We start from the raw sequence: 17454 nt of genomic DNA on the forward strand, positions 1-17454 counted from the left end.
ATGACGACGAAGACGAAGGTGAAGACGGAGACCAGCGGCGTGGACGGGAGGAGGAAGGGTAGCGGTGGCGGAGGTGGGAACAAGGGGCGCGGCGTCGGCGCCCACCCCGCGCCCGTACTCGACCCCCGCGCCCTCAACCGCGCGACCCTCGCCCGCCAGCTCCTGCTGCGCCGGTCCGCCGGGCGTGGCGTCACGGACGCCGTCCGGCACCTCGTGGGTCTTCAGGCGCAGAACGTGAAGCCGCCGTACTACGCACTCGCCGCCCGACTGGAAGGGTTCCGGCCCGAGGAGCTGTCGACGGCCATGGAGGACCGTGCCGTCGTCCGCATCGTGACCCTGCGCTCCACCATCCACACCCACACCGCCGACGACGCCCTCACCCTGCGACCGCTCGTGCAGGGGGCCCGCGACCGGGAGCTGAACAACTTCCGCAAGGGGCTCGCGGGTGTCGACCTGGACCGGCTCGCCGTGATCGCCCGGGAGCTGGTGGAGGCCGAGCCGCGCACGATGAAACAGCTGCGTGAGGAGCTGCTCGTCCACTGGCCGGGCGCCGACCCCTTCGCGCTCTCGGTCGCCGCCCGCTGCCGGCTGCCGCTCGTCCAGGTCACGCCGCGCGGACTGTGGGGCCGCAGTGGCCAGGTCGCGCTGACCACCGCCGAACACTGGCTGGGCCGTCCCACCGAGCCGTCCCCGGGCCCCGACGCGGCCGTCCTGCGCTACCTCGCCGCGTTCGGGCCCGCCTCCGTGAAGGACATGCAGACCTGGGCGGGGCTGACCCGGCTGCGCGAGGCCTTCGAACGGCTCCGCCCGCGACTGCTCACCTTCCGTGACGAGAACGGCGTCGAACTCTTCGACCTCCCCGACGCGCCCCGCCCCGACGCCGACACCCCGGCCCCGCCCCGTTTCCTGCCCGAGTTCGACAACCTGCTCCTCTCGCACGCCGACCGCTCCCGGGTGGTGCCCGCCGACCTCAAAGGGCGTACCTGGGTGGGCAATCAGGCGTACTGCACGCTGCTCGTCGACGGTTTCCTGGGGGGCCTGTGGCGACAGGAGGGGGACGTGCTCACCATCGAACCCCTCGGCCGGCTCACGAAGGTCCAGCGGGAGGAGGTGGTGGCGGAGGCCGAGGGGCTGCTCCGGACACTGTCCGGCGCGTCGGCGTCGTACGACATCCGCTTCGGGACCGTGGCCGCGTAAGCCATGTACGTAACCCGAGTCACGTACGTAACCCGAGGCGTGTACGCAACCCGAACCCCATACGTCACCCGAGCCGCGCACGTCACCGGAGTCGCGTAGCGCCCGTACGACCGTCCGAGGCACTCAGTCCGCGCGACCCGTCACCGCCACCGTCACCCCGAGCCCGATCAGGGTGCAGCCGCCCGCGCCCCCGATCAGCGACAGCCGACGGTCCGAGCCGGCGAACCAGGAGCGGGCCGCGGACGCCGTCAGCCCCCACAGGGTGTCGGTGACCAGCCCGATGGAGATCGGGATCAGGCCGAGCACCAGCATCTGCACGGGCACCCGCCCCGCCGAGTGGTCCACGAACTGCGGCAGCACGGCCGCGAAGAAGACCAGCCCCTTGGGGTTGGTGAGGCCGACGAGGGCGCCGTCCAGGACGGTCCGCAGGTCGCCGCGCGCCGCGGCCGCGGGCTCCTGCCGCAACGCCGAGGCCTTCATCTCCTTGCGGTGTCTGAACGCCCGCACCCCCAGCAGGACCAGATACGCGGCACCCGCCAGCTTCACCACCAGGAAGACGGTCAGCGAGCGCTCCACCAGCGAGCCGATCCCGAAGGCGACCGCGGCCACCAGCAGATACGAGCCGACGACATTGCCCAGCGCGGTCATCACCGCCGTGCGCCGGCCGTGCGCGAGCGCCCGCCCGATCACGAACAGCACGCTCGGCCCGGGAATCACGATCACCAGCAGCGACATCGCCGCGAACGCCAGGAACCGGTCCGTGGACACCATGTCCATCACCCCCAACGGCCGCCATTCAAACAGGGGCCCTACAGTCCCGGACATGGAACTGCGGCAACTCGTCCACTTCGTCACGGTCGCCGAGGAACTGCACTTCGGGCGGGCGGCGGAGCGTCTGCACATCGTGCAGTCGGCCGTCAGCCAGCAGATACGGCGGCTGGAGCGGGAGCTGGGCGCCGAGCTGTTCGACCGTTCACCGCGGCACGTACGACTGACGGGGGCGGGGGAGCGGCTGCTGCCCGAGGCGCGGGCGGTGCTCGCCGCCGTGGACCGGGCCCGCGCGGCGGTCACCGCGGCCGAGGTGCTGCGCCTGGGCACCAGTACCGGGCTCGGCGCTCACCTGGACCGGGTGCTCGCGGGCTTCGCCGGGCGGAAGCCCGCGGTCCAGGTCGAGCTGGTCTCGCTTCCCGCGCAGGAGCGGCTCGCGCGGGTCGTGGACGGTCGCCTCGACGCCGCGTTCGTACGGGGCGTCGAGCCCCTGCCCGGCGTACGCGTGCTGCCGCTGTGGCCCGATCCGCTGGTGGCCGCGCTGCCCGCCGGGCACTCCTTGGCCGCCCGCGACGGGATCGACCTCGCCGAACTGGCCCCACTCCCGCTGAGCATCACCGCGCGTCGGACCAACCCCGCCCTGGTCGACCTGGTCGTCGGGGCCTGTCACGACGCCGGCTTCGAACCTCTGCCAGGACCGGTGAGCGGCTCCCTGCAGGACACCCTCGCCAGCATCGGGACCCGGCCGCTGTGGACGGTCGTCTACGCCTCGCACGCCCGCGTCCTGCACAGCCCCCGGGTCGCCTTCGTACCCTTCCGGGCACCGGGACTCGCGCTCACCACGGGCCTCGCCGTGCACGGCGCGACGCCGACGCCGCACCTGGACGCCCTGCTCGCGGCCTGCGGCGATCACGAGAACTGATCGCTGCGGTCGCGATCCGCTTCTTGGTCGACGAGCCCCCGCGCGATGAACTGAACCCGTAGCCGGAGAGCGGCCGGAGCCGCCCCAGGAGAGGGAGTTCAGCCATGCCCATCGTCACCATCCAGCAGGGTCCGCGCGACGTCGAGCTCAAGCGGGACCTCGTCAAACGCGTCACCGACGCCTTCGTCGACGCGTACAGGATTCCCGCCGAGAGCGTGCACGTCTGGATCCACGAGGTGCCGGCGGACAGTTGGGGCAGCGCGGGGAAGCTGACCGCCGACAAGTAGAGGGGGGAACGGGGGGAAGGAAGGGGCGAAGTGGATAGGGGGCGTTGCGGGCCGCTCGTGGAGGCCCGCAACGCCCCCTGGCTTTCGCCTGAGGGATGCTCAGGAGTCTGGGGAGCCCGTCGCCACCGGTGACTGAGGTGACTGACGAACAGTCACCGGCGACTGGTGGCTACGAGTTGATCTGCGTCTTCACCAGGTTCGAGAAGGTCGTCAGGCGGGTGTAGACGCCCGGGTAGCCGGCCTCGGCGCAGCCGTTGCCCCAGGAGGTGATGCCCGCGAGGACGCCGCCGATGAGCAGCGGGCCGCCGCTGTCGCCCTGGCAGGTGTCGGTACCGCCGTTGGTGTAACCGGCGCAGACCATGTCGCTGGCCACGAAGTCGGAGCCGTAGGAGCCGGCGCAGCTGGAGTTGGACACGATCGGGACGGTCGCGGTGCGCAGCTGGTTGGAGGAGCTGCCGCTCTCCGAGGTGGTGCCCCAGCCGATGATGCGGGCGGTGGCGCCGGTGGCGTACACGCCGGTGTCCGTGGAGGCGACGTACGACGCCGGGGTGTAGGACATCGACGTCGACAGGGTCAGTACGGCCACGTCGTCGCCGTTGGTGGCGTCGGTGTAGCCGGGGTTGATCCAGATCTTGCTGACCTTGCTGACGGTGCCGTTCGTGCCGTTGAGGTAGGTTCTGCCGCCGATGACGCGGACGCTGCTCGTGGTCTCGCCGACCATGCAGTGGGCGGCGGTGACCACCTTGTTGGCCGCGACCAGGGTGCCACCGCAGAACTGGTTCTGCGAGGCGTCCGTGATCTGCATCATGAACGGGTACGCGGTCGTGGTGGTCGTCGTGCCGCCGACGATCGGCTGGGGGGCGGCGACGGCGCCGGGTGCGCACAGGAGAGCGGTCGCGGCGGCGGCAGCGGTCGCCGTACAGAGGGCGGCGGTCTTCTTGGCGCGGTTGAGCCCGAACATGGATCTCCTCAGAAGTTGCCGGTGGGGGGACGCGCGGGTGTGGGGGGTGTCGCACGGCGTCTGTGGGTGGACGCCGTGTGCCCGAGCGAGCGGCACGACGCTCACGCTAGAAGGCGGAAGGTTCCGCATCCAAGAGGGGAACCCCCTAGGCGAGTTGCGGGAGGGAAAACCCTTGCTCGAGAGACACGGGGTTTAGCCAACGATCCTTCGGCTGTGGGCCGTTGGGGGTCGCCGGCGCGGTTCCCCGCGCCCCCAGGACCGGGGCTGCGCCCCGGATCCCCCTGCCCGTCGTCTTTCGGCTGTCGGCCGGTGGGAGCTGGTCGCGCAGTTCCCCGCGCCCCTGCGGCGGGGCTTCGCCCCGATTCCCCGCCCGCCCCGGGTTCGCTCGGCCGCGGGCCGGCGGGGGCGGGGAAAATTCACCCGCTCCGGCGCCCCGCAGCCAGCCGAACGATGTCCACCCGCGACCGAATCCCCAGCTTCCGGTACACCCGCGTCAGCGTCGCCTCGACGGTCTTCACGCTGATGAACAGCCGTGCGGCTATCTCCCGGTTGGTGGCGCCCTCCATGACCAGCGCCGCGACCTGACGCTCCGTCGCGGCGAGGCTGTCGAGCGCGGCGGGAGCGAGCGGCGTCGTGGCCGAGGCCGCCGTCGGCCCGGCCGCACTCGCGGACTCCACCTGCCGCAGCCACGGCAGCGCCCGGCAGCGGCGGAACAGCCGCGTCGCCTCGTCGTAGGAGGTCGGCCCCGGCCGGTGGGTGCGCAGCCCGGCGAGGGCGTACGCCGCCCGGGCCTCCTCCAGGCCGTAGCCCAGCTTGCCCAGTCGATCCTGAGCGGCCGTCAGCTGACGTACCGCGGGCCCCTGTTCACCGCGCGCGGCCCGCACCAGCGCCTCCGCCCGGTCGAGCACGGCGAGCACGCTCTCCCGCCCGAGCCGCAGCGCCTGCGCCCGCGTGGCGTCGATGACGTCCTGCGCCTCGACCGGCTCACCGATCCGCACCAGCGCCTCGGCGAGGTCGCCGTGCCAGCGTCCCCGGGCCGGGTCCGTGACCCCGAGCCGTTCCTCCAGCTCCCGTACCCGCCGCAGGGACTGCACGACCGCGAGCGAGTCCCCGGCCACCAGCTGGGCGTGCCCGAGGGCGCCCAGGGCACGCGAGAGGTAGACCAGGTCGCCGTCCTCCTCGGCGCGGTCCACGGCCTCCCGGGCCAGCGCCAGCGCCCGGTCGACGTCGCCGCCCGCGGCCTCGGCGAGCGAGGTGAACATGGCGGTGGCCGCCTCGCCGATTCCCGTGTCGCGGGCCAGCCTGAGGCTCTCCCGGGCCAGGTCGAGCGCCCGCCCGCAGTGCCCGGAGCGCAACTCGGTCTCGGCGAGCCCGCGCAGGAAGTGCACCTCGCTCTCGACCATCCCGCGCCGGCGCACCTCGCGCAGCAGTGCGGTGATCGTGGTGCGGGCCTCGGCGAGCTGGTCGCTCATGATCAGCCAGCGGAAGCGGGCGGCGCCGGCGCCGTTGTGGTCGCACGCCACCCGGGGGTCCTGCGGTTCGCGCATCGCCCGCTGAATGGTGGCGGGTGCGCCCGGGTGGCCCATCAGGGTCTCCATCTGGGCCTGGAAGCCCAGCGCGAGGAGTTCGGTGGGCCGGTCCCCGGCGCGGGCGGCGAGCTGGGCGGCGATCGCGGCCTCCTCGCGGCCCTTGGCCATCTCGCCCTCCACCAGCAGGGCCCGCCAGGCGAGTTGGTAGCGCACGAGCGCGAGCAGCCGGGGGTCCTCGCCCGCGTCGGCGAGGGCCTGCGGGAAGACCGCGTCGACCTCGGCCATGGCCTGCCCCGCCGCGTCGATGACGACCATCCAGGCGCGGACGCGATCCGCCGGCGCCGTGACCCGGCGGAGCGCGTCGCGGGCGATGTCCCGCGCGAGGTCCGACTCCCCGGCGGTCAGCGCGTCCTCGGCGGCCTGCAACCGCCGTTCGTCCGGGCCGGGAACGGTCTCCGGGGGAGTGTGCCGGGCCGCGAGCAGCCCGAGCCCGGCCGCGACCGAGGGCGCGCCCCGGTCCCTGGCCACGGCCGCCGCCTCCCCGAGCCGGGCGGCGACCTGCGGATCGGTACCGGTGGTGGCCAGGGCGAGATGCCGGGCCCGTTCGATGGGGTCGGAGGCGGCCGTGGAGAGCGCGGCATGGGCGGCGCGGCGTTCCTGGGCGCTCGCCTCCGCGTACAGGGCGGCCGAGATCATCGGGTGCGCGAACCGGATGCCCGGTGTCTCGCGCTCGGTCGCCAGCAGTCCGAGCGAGGCGGCGTGCGTGGTCTCGGCCTCGGCGTTCTCGCGCCCGGCGGCGTGCAGCAGCGCCAGCGTGGGGCGGGCGCCCGCGCTCGCGACGAGCAGGGTGTGGCGGGCCTCGGCCGAGAGCATCTCCAGACGGCTGAGGACGAGCGCGCGCAACGAGGTCGGCACGGGCAGGGGTTCGCCGGGGCTCGGCCGGGCGGGATTCTCGGCGAGCGCACGGCCGAGTTCCAGCGCGAAGAGCGGGTTGCCGCCGCTGGTGCGGTGGATGTCGCGGACGGTCGTGCGGGGCAGCCCGGTGTAGCCGCGGTGGCCGAGGAGTTCGGCGACCTGCGCGCGGGAGAGCGGGTTGAGCCGCACGGCCAGGGTGTCCGGCGGGGACGCGCGTAGATGCCGGTCGTGCTGTTGGTCCCGTGGCTCGGTGTCGGTGCGCACCGCGGACAGCATCCGTACGGGCATCTCGCCGAGTCTGCGGGCGGCGAAGCCGAGCAGTTCGGCGCTGGCCGGATCCAGCCACTGGAGGTCGTCTGCGACGATCAGGACCGGGCCCTGGGCCGCCAGCGCGCGCAGCACGGAGAGGACCGCGAGGCGCAGGGCGAGGCCGTCTCGTTGCAGGGTCGATTCGCCGCGGCCGGTGAGGGCCGATTCGAGGGCGGTGCGCTGCGGGGCGGGCAGCCGGTCGGAGACCTGGTCCACCACCAGGCCGAGGAGGTCGGCCAGGGCGAGGAAGGGCAGATGGGATTCGGACTCGGTCGCCGAGCAGCGCAACACGGTGTGTGCCGATTCGGCGCATTCCGCGGCCAGCGCACGCAGAACGGTGGACTTTCCTATTCCCGCGGGGCCGTGCACCAGCACGCTGCCTCCGTCGGAGAGCTGCTCGCGCGCGCCCGCGAAGAGCTCCTCCCGGCCGATGACCAGGTCGGGGCGGGGTCTCGCAGGCTCCTTGAAGTCCCCTCGCACGGTCACCGCTCCCCTCGCATGTCGTGTCCGAGCCAATATTAGGCAACGACTCTTTGAATTTCGGAGTCTCGGGGTGGTGAGGGAAATAACAAGAGTGTTGGCATAACGTATTTCAGGGCGCCGCCGTCTGAATGAAGAACGCCAGGAGGAGGCCGTGGAACGGCTGATGACGGGGTCGCGGAGCGGGCATAAGGGGCGGGTGGGTGGGAAACCCACGCGCGGCGACGGAGAAGAGGCCGCGGAGCGGCCGAAGCCGGGGTAGCCGGAAAGCTACGGCAACAACCCGACCCGCCGCGCAGCGACCACCGCCTCCCAGCGCGTGTGCGCACCGAGCTTGCGCATGGCCGAGCGCAGATACCCCTTGACCGTCTCCGGCCGCAGCCCCAACCGCTCGGCGGCCACCCCGTTGGTGGCTCCCGCCGCGACGCAGGCGAGAACGTCCACCTCGCGCGGGGCGAGGTCGACGCGAGGCGTCCGGGCGTCGGAGGCCGCCGCACCCGCCAGCCGCCCGCACACGTCGAGCAGTTCGGCCCGCAGCGCCGGATCGACGATGCGCGGCGCCAGCGCCCGCAGCGCCCCGTGCGCCTCGCGGACCTCTTCCCAGGCGGGGCTTCCGACCGCCGGTTCGGGCTCCCGGACGACGGTCAGCAGCCCCTGTGCCTCGTCCCGTACGACCAGCGCCTGCTCCACGTCCCGGGCCGCCGCCACCGCCGCACCGAGCGTGCGGTCACCCAGGGGCTGGGCCGTGCGCAGGGCGCCGTACAACACCCCGCGCACCCGGCGGCGTACGACGACGGGTACGGCGATCACGGAGCACAGGCCCTCCGTGGCGACCGCCACGTCGTACTCGTGGCTGATCTGCCGGGAGGCGGAGTAGTCCGTCACCGCGCAGGGCCGGGCCAGCGCGACCGCCTTGCCGCCCAGGCCGTTGCCCGAGGACACGGCGAGGGCGCTGAGCGCGGGCGTCGCCGTACCGCTGAGTTCGCTGATACGTACCTGGGCGCGACCGGGTTCGACGAGGCCGCCGAACGCGACCGGCAGTCCCGTGGCGCGCCGCAGCCGTACCAGCGCACCACGCACCTCCACCGCCTCGGCCGTGTCTGCTGCCACGTGTTCGCCCCTTCGTCGCGGCGTACCCCCGTTCGGGGGTGGTGAGACCTCCATCACGGAATACACGATGGTAGGCGGCTGTGCGGCAACGAGGAGGACACATGACGGTGACGAACGGTGCGACGGACGAGTTCCGCGCCGCGCGGGACTTCCTGCTGGAGCACCGTGCGGACTACGCCACGGCGTACGAGGGTTTCGACTGGCCTCGCCCGGAGTCCTTCAACTGGGCGCTCGACTGGTTCGACGTCATCGCACGGGGCAACGACCGCACCGCCCTGCACATCGTCGAGGAGGACGGCGAGCGCGCCGAGTTCTCCTTCGCCGCCCTCTCCGAGCGCTCGAACCAGGTGGCCAACTGGCTGCGCGCGCGGGGCGTACGCGCCGAGGACCGCGTGCTGGTCATGCTCGGCAACCAGGTCGAACTGTGGGAGACGGCACTCGCCGCGATGAAGCTGCGCGCCGTCGTCATCCCCGCGACCACCCTGCTGGGCCCCGCCGACCTGCGCGACCGGGTCGAGCGCGGCCGCGTCCGGCATGTGATCGTGCGCGCCGAGGACGCCGAGAAGTTCGACGAGGTGCCCGGTCGCCACACCCGGATCACGGTGGGGGGAGCGCGGCCCGGCTGGCAGTCGTATGAGGAGGCGTACGCCGCCGACGCGAGCTTCGAGCCCGAGGGTGTCACCCACTCGGACGACCCCCTGATGCTCTACTTCACCTCCGGCACCACCGCCCGCCCCAAGCTCGTCGAACACACCCACGCCTCCTACCCGATCGGTCATCTGTCGACGATGTACTGGATCGGGCTCAAGCCCGGCGACGTGCATCTGAACATCTCCTCGCCCGGCTGGGCCAAGCACGCCTGGTCCAACCTCTTCGCGCCCTGGAACGCGGAGGCGACCGTCTTCATCCACAACTACACGCGCTTCGACCCGGGCCGGCTGATGGCGGAGATGGACCGGGCGGGCGTCACCACCTTCTGCGCCCCGCCCACGGTCTGGCGGATGCTCATCCAGGCCGACCTGACGCAGCTGCGCACCCCGCCACGCGAGGCCGTCGCCGCCGGTGAGCCGCTGAACCCGGAGGTCATCGAGCAGGTGCGGCGCGCCTGGGGCGTCACCATCCGGGACGGCTTCGGGCAGACCGAGACGGCCGTCCAGGTCTCCAACAGCCCCGGGCAGCAGCTCAAGACGGGCTCCATGGGACGGCCGAGTCCCGGCTTCCGCGTCGAACTCCTCGACCCGGTCACGGGTGCGCCCGGGGCGGTGGAGGGGGAGATCGCGCTCGATCTGTCGGCGCGACCGGTGGGCGTGATGACCGGCTACCACGGAGACGCCGACCGTACGGCGGAGGCGATGGCGGGCGGCTACTACCGCACCGGTGACATCGGCGCCCGGGACGAGGACGGATACATCACCTACGTCGGCCGCGCCGACGACGTGTTCAAGGCCTCCGACTACAAGATCTCGCCCTTCGAGCTGGAGAGCGCCCTGCTGGAGCACGAGGCGGTGGCGGAGGCGGCCGTCGTCCCGGCCCCCGACGAACTGCGGCTCGCCGTCCCGAAGGCGTACATCGTCCTCGCCACGGGCCACGCACCGGGCCCCGACCTGGCGAAGGTGCTCTTCGAACACTCGCGGACGGTCCTCGCGCCGTACAAGCGCATCCGCCGTCTGGAGTTCGGCACGCTCCCCAAGACCATCTCCGGCAAGATCCGCCGGATCGAGCTGCGCGAGGCCACGGCCGCCGGCTCGGACGCCGAATACCGCGAGGAGGACTTCCGGTGAGCGCACTCTCCTACGCGCACGGGACCAGCGCGACGACCCTGCTCGGTGACACCATCGGGGCCAACCTGGACCGGGCGGTCGCGGCCTGGCCGGACCGGGAGGCGCTCGTCGACGTGCCGTCCGGGCGGCGCTGGACGTACGCCCGGTTCTCCGCGGACGTCGACGAGTTGGCGTACGCGCTGCTGGCCTCCGGCATCGCCAGGGGCGACCGGGTGGGCATCTGGGCGGTCAACTGCCCGGAGTGGGTGCTCGTCCAGTACGCCACAGCCCGCGTCGGTGCGGTCATGGTGAACATCAACCCGGCCTACCGCACTCATGAGGTCGAGTACGTCCTCCAGCAGGCAGGCATCTCGCTGCTCTTCGCCTCCCTCAGCCACAAGACCAGCGACTACCGGGCGATGGTCGAGCAAGTGCGCGACAGCTGCCCGCAGTTGCGGGAGACCGTCTACATCGACGACCCGAGCTGGGACGCCCTGATCGGGCGCGGGACCCCCGATCTGTACGAGGACTTCTGGGTCCGCAAGAGCGAGTTGTCCTGCGACGACCCCATCAACATCCAATACACCTCCGGCACCACGGGCTTCCCCAAGGGGGCGACCCTCTCCCACCACAACATCCTCAACAACGGCTATTTCGTGGGCGAGTCGATCGCCTACAGCGAGCAGGACCGGATCTGCATCCCCGTGCCCTTCTACCACTGCTTCGGCATGGTGATGGGCAACCTCGCGGCGACCTCGCACGGCGCGTGCATGGTCATCCCGGCGCCCTCCTTCGATCCGGCCGCGACGCTCCGCGCGGTCCAGGACGAGCGCTGCACCTCGCTGTACGGCGTACCGACCATGTTCATCGCGGAGTTGAACCTCCCCGGCTTCGCGACGTACGACCTGTCCTCGCTGCGCACCGGCATCATGGCGGGCTCGCCGTGCCCGGTCGAGGTGATGAAGCGGGTGGTCGCCGAGATGCACATGGCGGAGGTCGCCATCTGCTACGGCATGACCGAGACCTCGCCCGTGTCCCTGCAGACCCGTAGGGACGACGACCTGGAGCACCGCACCGGCACCGTCGGCCGGGTGCTTCCGCACCTGGAGGTGAAGGTCGTCGATCCGGTGGACGGGGTGACGCAGCCCCGTGGCACCGCCGGAGAGCTGTGCACCCGCGGCTACAGCGTGATGCTCGGCTACTGGAACGAGCCCGAGAAGACCGCCGAGGCCGTCGACTCGGGGCGCTGGATGCACACGGGCGACCTCGCCGTGATGCGTGAGGACGGGTACGTCGAGATCGTCGGCCGCATCAAGGACATGATCATCCGCGGCGGCGAGAACATCTACCCGCGCGAGATCGAGGAGTTCCTCTACGCCCATCCGAAGATCGCCGACGTCCAGGTGGTCGGGGTGCCCCACGAGCGCTACGGCGAGGAGGTGCTCGCCTGCGTCATCCCGCTGGACCCGGCCGACCCCTTGACGCTGGAGGAACTGCGCTCCTTCTGCGAGGGCCGGTTGGCCCACTACAAGATCCCCAGCCGCCTGCAGGTCCTGGAGTCCTTCCCGATGACGGTGTCGGGGAAGGTCCGCAAGATCGAACTGCGGCAGACCTACGCCGAATAGAGCGCTCCCCCCTGCCGGGGTTCAGGCCCCCGCCGGGGTTCAGGCCCGCGTGCCGGTGCTCAGGCCCCGGTGGCGAGGAGTTCGTCGGCGTGGGTGTTCACCGGCTGGGGGGTGCCCGTGAGGTCGAGCACGAAGAGGGGGATCCCGAGGGTGTCGGCGCGGCGGCGGGCGTCGTCCGCGTACCCGGCCAGGGAGAAGTAGACGCATCCCGTGGACTCCGACATGGCCGTCAGCCACAGGCACTCCACGTCGCGCAGTGTGGCCGGGCGGACGGTGGGGTCCACCTGCGCCAGCATGCCGCGGGCGGCGAGTCCGATGCCCGAGGGCGGGCGCTGGTCCGCCCTGCGGATGTCGCGGTAGCCGAGCCACCGCAGATACAGCGCGGCCGCCGTGACGGCGTCCCGGGCGGTGCGGATGGTCACCGGCTGGAACATCGGGCGGGGTGTCGGGGTGGTGCGCGGCAGTGGCAGGTGGTCGGGGATGAGGGGGCTTCCCGGCGTGGCGGCTGCCGTATCGGGGAGCGGTGACTCGGCGGTACCGGGGAGCGGTGGATCGGGGGTGTGGGGTGCCGCCTCCGGTTCCGTCTCCGGGTCCGCGGGGGCGCCGGTGCTCGGCACGACCTCCGCGCGCAGCGGGCGCCGTACCCCTCGTACCGGAATCCGCAGCATGGCTCCGCAGGGGCAGCCCAGTTCCGGATGGGGCCACTGGTCCGCGCGCCCGCAGGTGTCGCAGGGGACCGTGACCCAGTCCTCGTTCCAGGTGCGGTGGGTGACCTGCGCGGGATCGGCGAGGCGGTCGAGCGGGGGCGTGACGGGGGCGCCGCACACGCACGGGTACGACGGCGCGGCAAAGAGATGCTCGCGGCGGCAGGCCGGACACCGCACCGGCACGCTCTCGGCCATGGCCCACTCCAGGACGTCACGTCGGGACAGCGTGTCCATCGTCCTCCAAGCCGGGGGCCCGCGGCAGCGAAACGCTCCGACAACCCCCGCCCTTCCCTCCCGCGGATCCAGCCGGGTGGGCACCCTTGACGCTCTTCGGCACGCCACCTACATTACTTCCAGATAGTAGAAGTTAATTTCCACAATGTGGAATCACCGCACTGTGGGGTCACCAGGAATCACCAGCTCTCCGAGGGGCGCGACGGGAGCGCGAATCCGACAGCCGAAGCAGGAGTACTCCATGGCTCGTATGACCGCTGCCCGCGCGGCAGTCGAGATCCTCAAGCGCGAGGGCGTCAGCGACGCGTTCGGCGTCCCGGGCGCGGCGATCAACCCCTTCTACGCGGCCCTCAAGGCCGCCGGGGGGATCAGCCACACCCTCGCCCGCCATGTCGAGGGCGCCTCGCACATGGCGGAGGGCTACACCCGCACCCACCCGGGCAACATCGGCGTCTGCATCGGTACGTCGGGACCCGCGGGCACCGACATGATCACCGGCCTCTACTCCGCGATCGGCGACTCGATCCCGATTCTGTGCATCACGGGCCAGGCGCCGACCGCCGTGATCCACAAAGAGGACTTCCAGGCCGTCGACATCGCCTCGATCGCGAAGCCGGTGACCAAGATGGCGGTCACCGTGCTGGAGGCGGCCCAGGTCCCCGGCGTCTTCCAGCAGGCCTTCCACCTCATGCGCTCCGGCCGTCCGGGCCCGGTACTCATCGACCTGCCGGTCGACGTCCAGCTCACCGAGATCGAGTTCGACCCGGAGACGTACGAGCCGCTCCAGGCGTACAAGCCCGCCGCCACCCGCGCGCAGATCGAGAAGGCGATCGGGCTGCTGAACGAGTCCGAGCGGCCCCTGATCGTCGCCGGCGGCGGTGTCATCAACGCCGACGCCGGCGAACTCCTGGTGGAATTCGCCGAGTTGACGGGCATCCCGGTCGTCCCCACCCTGATGGGCTGGGGCGTCCTGCCCGACGACCATGAGCTGAACGCCGGCATGGTGGGCCTGCAGACCTCGCACCGCTACGGCAACGCGACCTTCCTGGAGTCCGACTTCGTCCTCGGCATCGGCAACCGCTGGGCCAACCGCCACACCGGCAAGCTGGACGTCTACACCGCGGGCCGCACCTTCGTCCACGTCGACATCGAGCCCACCCAGATCGGCAAGATCTTCGCTCCGGACTACGGCATCGCCTCCGACGCGAAGGCAGCGCTCGAACTGTTCGTCCAGGTGGCGAAGGAACTCAGGGCGGAGGGCCGGCTGCCGGACCGCTCCGCGTGGGCCGCCTCCGCCCAGGAGCGCAGGGCGACCCTCCAGCGCCGTACGCACTTCGACGACATCCCGATCAAGCCGCAGCGTGTCTACGAGGAGATGAACAAGGCATTCGGCCCGGAGACCCGGTACGTCTCCACCATCGGCCTCTCGCAGATCGCCGGCGCCCAGATGCTGCACGTCTACCGGCCCCGGCACTGGATCAACTGCGGTCAGGCGGGACCGCTCGGCTGGACGATCCCGGCCGCGCTGGGCGTCGCCAAGGCCGACCCGGAGGCCTCCGTCGTCGCCCTCTCCGGCGACTACGACTTCCAGTTCATGATCGAGGAACTGGCCGTCGGCGCCCAGCACCGGATCCCGTACGTCCACGTCCTGGTCAACAACGCCTACCTGGGCCTGATCCGCCAGGCGCAGCGGGCCTTCGACATCGACTTCCAGGTCAAGCTGGAGTTCGAGAACATCAACTCGCCCGAGCTCGGCGTCTACGGCGTCGACCACGTCAAGGTCGTCGAGGGCCTCGGCTGCAAGGCGATCCGCGTCACCGACCCGGCCGAGCTGGGCGCCGCCTTCGAGCAGGCCAAGAAGCTCGCCGCCGAGTACCGGGTGCCGGTCGTCGTCGAGGCGATCCTGGAGCGCGTCACCAACATCTCGATGTCCACGACGAACGACATCGGCAACGTCATGGAGTTCGAGGAGATCGCGACCGAGCCGGGCCACGCGCCCACGTCCATCAGGACGCTGAAGGTCTGACGTACGCGGTCCTCGCGTACCGGTCGCGCACGTACCAGGGGCGGTTCACCGTGTGGGTGAGCCGCCCCTCGTGTTGTTCCCCCGTGATCCCCCGTACCCCCGTCACGAGGCCCGCCGCCCCCGTGCCGGCGGGCCTCGTGTGCCGAGAATGTGCCCATCACCGGGGTGAGTTGAAGCCCCCGGGGTCGTGTTCAGAGCTTGATTTGAGGGTTGCGTAGCCGGCGTACGTCCACTGGAGTACGTGTCCGAGGCGTGTTCTCAGTCCTCAGGGAGCTCGAGCTCCTCGAATCCCGGCCAGTGGTCGGGGCCGCCGCCCTGCCAGTCGATGATGTCGCTCTTGTCGACCTCGATCTCGTCCAGGTCGACCTCGGCCCTTCGCAGGATCTCGATGACGTCGTCGAGGTGATAGGCGACACCGAGCGTCTCGTCCCCCGTGGTGACCCGTCGCGAGCCGTCCAGTGCCGGGGCGTGCACGACGATGCTGGGATAGTCCATGCTTTCAGGCTGCTGTGCTCCGGCCGACTCCGCACCCCGGGAGCACGTCGGAAACACGCCGGGAGCACCCCAGGAGCACGTCGAGGCGCCGGGTACGGAGTCCGTACCCGGCGCCTCGCTCGGTGTGTGACGGGGACCGCGGCGGCCGCGACGGAACCGGGGCCGGCCTTCCCTCAGGTCGAGAAGGGGGTCCCGGGACCTTCACCACCGCACTGGCTCACATCCGCCGCGGTCCTCGTCGTGCCCGCGTGCCACCGGCGACCACCCCTCATCCGGGTCGCTCGGGTCCTCGCGGGCCACGCGTCACCGGGCCGACCTCCCGTCTGACCCGGTGACGCGGTCAGGGGGTCAGTCCTCGCGCAGGGCGTGGACCGCTTCCGCCACGCGCCGGCCGTACTCCGGGTCGGCGGCGTGGAAGTGGGCGAGGTTCTTCTCGACGACGTCGTCGCGGGAGACCTGTGCGAGGCCACCGGCGATGTTGGCGATCAGCCGGGACCGCTCCTCGGCCGACATCAGGCGGTAGAGCTCGCCGGCCTGGAAGAAGTCGTCGTCCTTGGTGTGGAGGGGAGCTTCGTGGGTGCCGGTCCAGCCGGTGACGGCCAGCGGGGCCGACAGCGGACGGCCGGTCTCGGCCGGGCCGCCGTAGGAGTTCGGCTCGTAGTTCTTGGCGGCGCGGCCCTGCGCGTTGGATGCCATGAAGCCGTCGCGGCCGTAGTTGTCCGCGGTCGTGGCCTTCGGCGCGTTCACCGCGAGCTGGGTGTGGTTGACGCCGAGGCGGTAGCGGTGCGCGTCCGCGTAGGCGAACAGCCGGCCCTGAAGCATCTTGTCGGGGGAGGGGCCTATGCCCGGAACGAAGTTGTTCGGGGAGAACGCGGCCTGCTCGACCTCGGCGAAGACGTTGTCGGGGTTGCGGTCCAGGACCAGTCGGCCCACGCGCTGGAGCGGGAAGTCCCTCTGCGGCCACACCTTGGTGAGGTCGAAGGGGTTGAAGCGGTAGTCCGCCGCCTCGGCCGCGGGCATGATCTGGACGTGGAGGGTCCAGGACGGGCGCACGCCCCGCTCGATGGCCTGGAGCAGGTCCGTCTGGTGGGAGTTCGGGTCCTTGCCCGCGATCTCCTGCGCCTGCTCGGTGGAGAGGCTGCGGACGCCCTGGTTCGTCTTGAAGTGGTACTTGACGAAGAAGGCCTCGCCTTCGGCGTTCGTCCACTGGTAGGTGTGCGAGCCGTAGCCGTTCATGTGCCGGTACGAGGCGGGGATGCCGCGGTCGCCCATCAGCCAGGTCACCTGGTGCGTGGCCTCGGGGGCGTGCGCCCAGAAGTCCCAGACGTTGTCCGGCTCCTGCTTGCCCGTGAACGGGTCGCGCTTCTGGGAGTGGATGAAGTCGGGGAACTTGAGCGGGTCCTTGATGAAGAAGACCGGGGTGTTGTTCCCGACGAGGTCGTAATTCCCCTCCTCCGTGTAGAACTTGACCGCGAAGCCGCGCGGGTCGCGGACCGCGTCCGCGCCGCCCAGGTTGTCGGCCACGGTGGAGAAGCGCAGGAAGACCTCGGTGCGCTTGCCGACCGTGTTCAGGAAGTCGGCGTGGGTGAAGCCGGTGATGTCGTCCGTGACCTCGAAGTGGCCGTACGCGCCGGAGCCGCGGGCGTGCACCACGCGCTCCGGGATGCGCTCGCGGTTGAACCGGGCGAGCTTCTCCAGGAGGTGCTGGTCCTGGAGGAGGAGCGGGCCGCCCGCGCCGGCGGTGGCTGAGTTCTGGTTGTCGGCGACCGGAGCACCGGACTCGGTCGTAAGCACGCGCTTCGACATCGTGGACCTTCCATGCGAGGGGCAGCGGAAACCGACTTCCGCTTTGTGGAGCCTAGGTTTGGGGCGTTCCGAACGTCAACAGTTTGTTGAAATGGGTTGGGTTCCGGGTGGCGCCATCGCTTGGGCGCGACAGGACAGGTGTCAGCGACGACACCACCCGGAAGTCTCAAAACCACCCCGAAGCCCTCGAGCCTGCCCTCGGCGCATCGGGGCCGCCCTCGACACATTGGGGCTGCGCCCGACACGCCGGGCCACGCCCGCCCCATCCGACCGCGCCCGAGGTGCCGGGGCTGCGCCCGACACCGTCAGGCCGCGCCCGACGT

The 17454-nt window shown here is 71.4% G+C and carries 13 protein-coding genes; 6 read left to right on the top strand and 7 right to left on the bottom strand.

Annotation, left to right across the window (positions count from 1 at the left end; genetic code table 11):
* On the top strand, positions 1 to 1197 hold the full coding sequence (locus ACZ7M3_RS39105) for a winged helix DNA-binding domain-containing protein (protein ID WP_472069981.1): 1197 nt from the start codon (positions 1 to 3) through the stop codon (positions 1195 to 1197).
* A gap of 123 nt (positions 1198 to 1320) precedes the next feature.
* On the opposite strand, the gene ACZ7M3_RS39110 is transcribed toward ACZ7M3_RS39105, so the two are convergent.
* Entirely contained in the window at positions 1321 to 1968 is a 648-nt protein-coding gene (locus tag ACZ7M3_RS39110) for a LysE family translocator (RefSeq protein ID WP_054237120.1), read from the bottom strand.
* 52 nt (positions 1969 to 2020) lie between these two features.
* Here ACZ7M3_RS39110 and ACZ7M3_RS39115 point away from each other — a divergent pair, with 52 nt between their 5' ends.
* Complete coding sequence (locus ACZ7M3_RS39115) at positions 2021 to 2887, top strand: LysR family transcriptional regulator (protein WP_472069983.1); 867 nt, start codon at positions 2021 to 2023, stop codon at positions 2885 to 2887.
* 104 nt (positions 2888 to 2991) lie between these two features.
* Positions 2992 to 3174 carry a 4-oxalocrotonate tautomerase DmpI gene (gene dmpI, locus ACZ7M3_RS39120; RefSeq protein ID WP_054237041.1) on the top strand — a complete coding sequence of 61 codons (183 nt, stop codon included), beginning with the start codon at positions 2992 to 2994 and terminating at the stop codon, positions 3172 to 3174.
* Between the two features lie 169 nt (positions 3175 to 3343).
* Here dmpI and ACZ7M3_RS39125 read toward each other — a convergent pair whose 3' ends face one another.
* The 3 genes from ACZ7M3_RS39125 to ACZ7M3_RS39135 form a co-directional block, all read right to left on the bottom strand.
* Positions 3344 to 4135: a S1 family peptidase gene (locus ACZ7M3_RS39125; RefSeq protein ID WP_472069985.1), complete on the bottom strand. Its 792-nt coding sequence runs from the start codon at positions 4133 to 4135 to the stop codon at positions 3344 to 3346.
* Between the two features lie 416 nt (positions 4136 to 4551).
* Positions 4552 to 7374, bottom strand: a complete 2823-nt coding sequence (locus ACZ7M3_RS39130; RefSeq protein WP_472069987.1) for an AAA family ATPase — start codon at positions 7372 to 7374, stop codon at positions 4552 to 4554.
* Positions 7375 to 7638: 264 nt separating this feature from the next.
* The gene (locus ACZ7M3_RS39135; protein WP_472069989.1) at positions 7639 to 8478 is read right to left on the bottom strand and encodes a response regulator transcription factor; all 840 of its coding nucleotides are present in this window, start codon (positions 8476 to 8478) and stop codon (positions 7639 to 7641) included.
* Positions 8479 to 8579: 101 nt separating this feature from the next.
* On the opposite strand from ACZ7M3_RS39135, the gene ACZ7M3_RS39140 reads away from it, so the two are divergent.
* Together ACZ7M3_RS39140 and ACZ7M3_RS39145 are read left to right on the top strand one after the other, a co-directional pair.
* A complete protein-coding gene (locus tag ACZ7M3_RS39140; RefSeq protein WP_472069991.1) occupies positions 8580 to 10259 on the top strand; it encodes an AMP-binding protein in 1680 nt (559 codons plus the stop codon).
* Positions 10256 to 11863: an AMP-binding protein gene (locus ACZ7M3_RS39145; RefSeq protein ID WP_472069993.1), complete on the top strand. Its 1608-nt coding sequence runs from the start codon at positions 10256 to 10258 to the stop codon at positions 11861 to 11863. The genes ACZ7M3_RS39140 and ACZ7M3_RS39145 overlap by 4 nt, the downstream gene beginning before the upstream one ends.
* Before the next feature lie 59 nt (positions 11864 to 11922).
* Here ACZ7M3_RS39145 and ACZ7M3_RS39150 read toward each other — a convergent pair whose 3' ends face one another.
* The gene (locus tag ACZ7M3_RS39150) at positions 11923 to 12804 is read right to left on the bottom strand and encodes a hypothetical protein (protein ID WP_472069995.1); all 882 of its coding nucleotides are present in this window, start codon (positions 12802 to 12804) and stop codon (positions 11923 to 11925) included.
* Positions 12805 to 13045: 241 nt separating this feature from the next.
* On the opposite strand from ACZ7M3_RS39150, the gene gcl reads away from it, so the two are divergent.
* Positions 13046 to 14830, top strand: a complete 1785-nt coding sequence (gene gcl / locus ACZ7M3_RS39155) for a glyoxylate carboligase (RefSeq protein WP_472069997.1) — start codon at positions 13046 to 13048, stop codon at positions 14828 to 14830.
* A 258-nt stretch (positions 14831 to 15088) separates the two neighbouring features.
* Here the strand turns inward: gcl and ACZ7M3_RS39160 are convergent, their stop codons facing one another.
* Positions 15089 to 15325 carry a hypothetical protein gene (locus ACZ7M3_RS39160; protein WP_060894364.1) on the bottom strand — a complete coding sequence of 79 codons (237 nt, stop codon included), beginning with the start codon at positions 15323 to 15325 and terminating at the stop codon, positions 15089 to 15091.
* Positions 15326 to 15673: 348 nt separating this feature from the next.
* Entirely contained in the window at positions 15674 to 17131 is a 1458-nt protein-coding gene (locus tag ACZ7M3_RS39165; protein ID WP_472069999.1) for a catalase, read from the bottom strand.
* Positions 17132 to 17454: the final 323 nt, after the last annotated feature.

It is taken from the genome of Streptomyces sp. NPDC111656 (assembly GCF_055656965.1).

Coding starts and splice junctions, on each gene's coding strand:
- ACZ7M3_RS39105 (WP_472069981.1), top strand. CDS start 1: ATGACGACGAAGACGAAGGTGAAGACGGAGACCAGCGGCGTGGACGGG.
- ACZ7M3_RS39110 (WP_054237120.1), bottom strand. CDS start 1,968: ATGGTGTCCACGGACCGGTTCCTGGCGTTCGCGGCGATGTCGCTGCTG.
- ACZ7M3_RS39115 (WP_472069983.1), top strand. CDS start 2,021: ATGGAACTGCGGCAACTCGTCCACTTCGTCACGGTCGCCGAGGAACTG.
- dmpI (WP_054237041.1), top strand. CDS start 2,992: ATGCCCATCGTCACCATCCAGCAGGGTCCGCGCGACGTCGAGCTCAAG.
- ACZ7M3_RS39125 (WP_472069985.1), bottom strand. CDS start 4,135: ATGTTCGGGCTCAACCGCGCCAAGAAGACCGCCGCCCTCTGTACGGCG.
- ACZ7M3_RS39140 (WP_472069991.1), top strand. CDS start 8,580: ATGACGGTGACGAACGGTGCGACGGACGAGTTCCGCGCCGCGCGGGAC.
- ACZ7M3_RS39150 (WP_472069995.1), bottom strand. CDS start 12,804: ATGGACACGCTGTCCCGACGTGACGTCCTGGAGTGGGCCATGGCCGAG.
- gcl (WP_472069997.1), top strand. CDS start 13,046: ATGGCTCGTATGACCGCTGCCCGCGCGGCAGTCGAGATCCTCAAGCGC.
- ACZ7M3_RS39160 (WP_060894364.1), bottom strand. CDS start 15,325: ATGGACTATCCCAGCATCGTCGTGCACGCCCCGGCACTGGACGGCTCG.
- ACZ7M3_RS39165 (WP_472069999.1), bottom strand. CDS start 17,131: ATGTCGAAGCGCGTGCTTACGACCGAGTCCGGTGCTCCGGTCGCCGAC.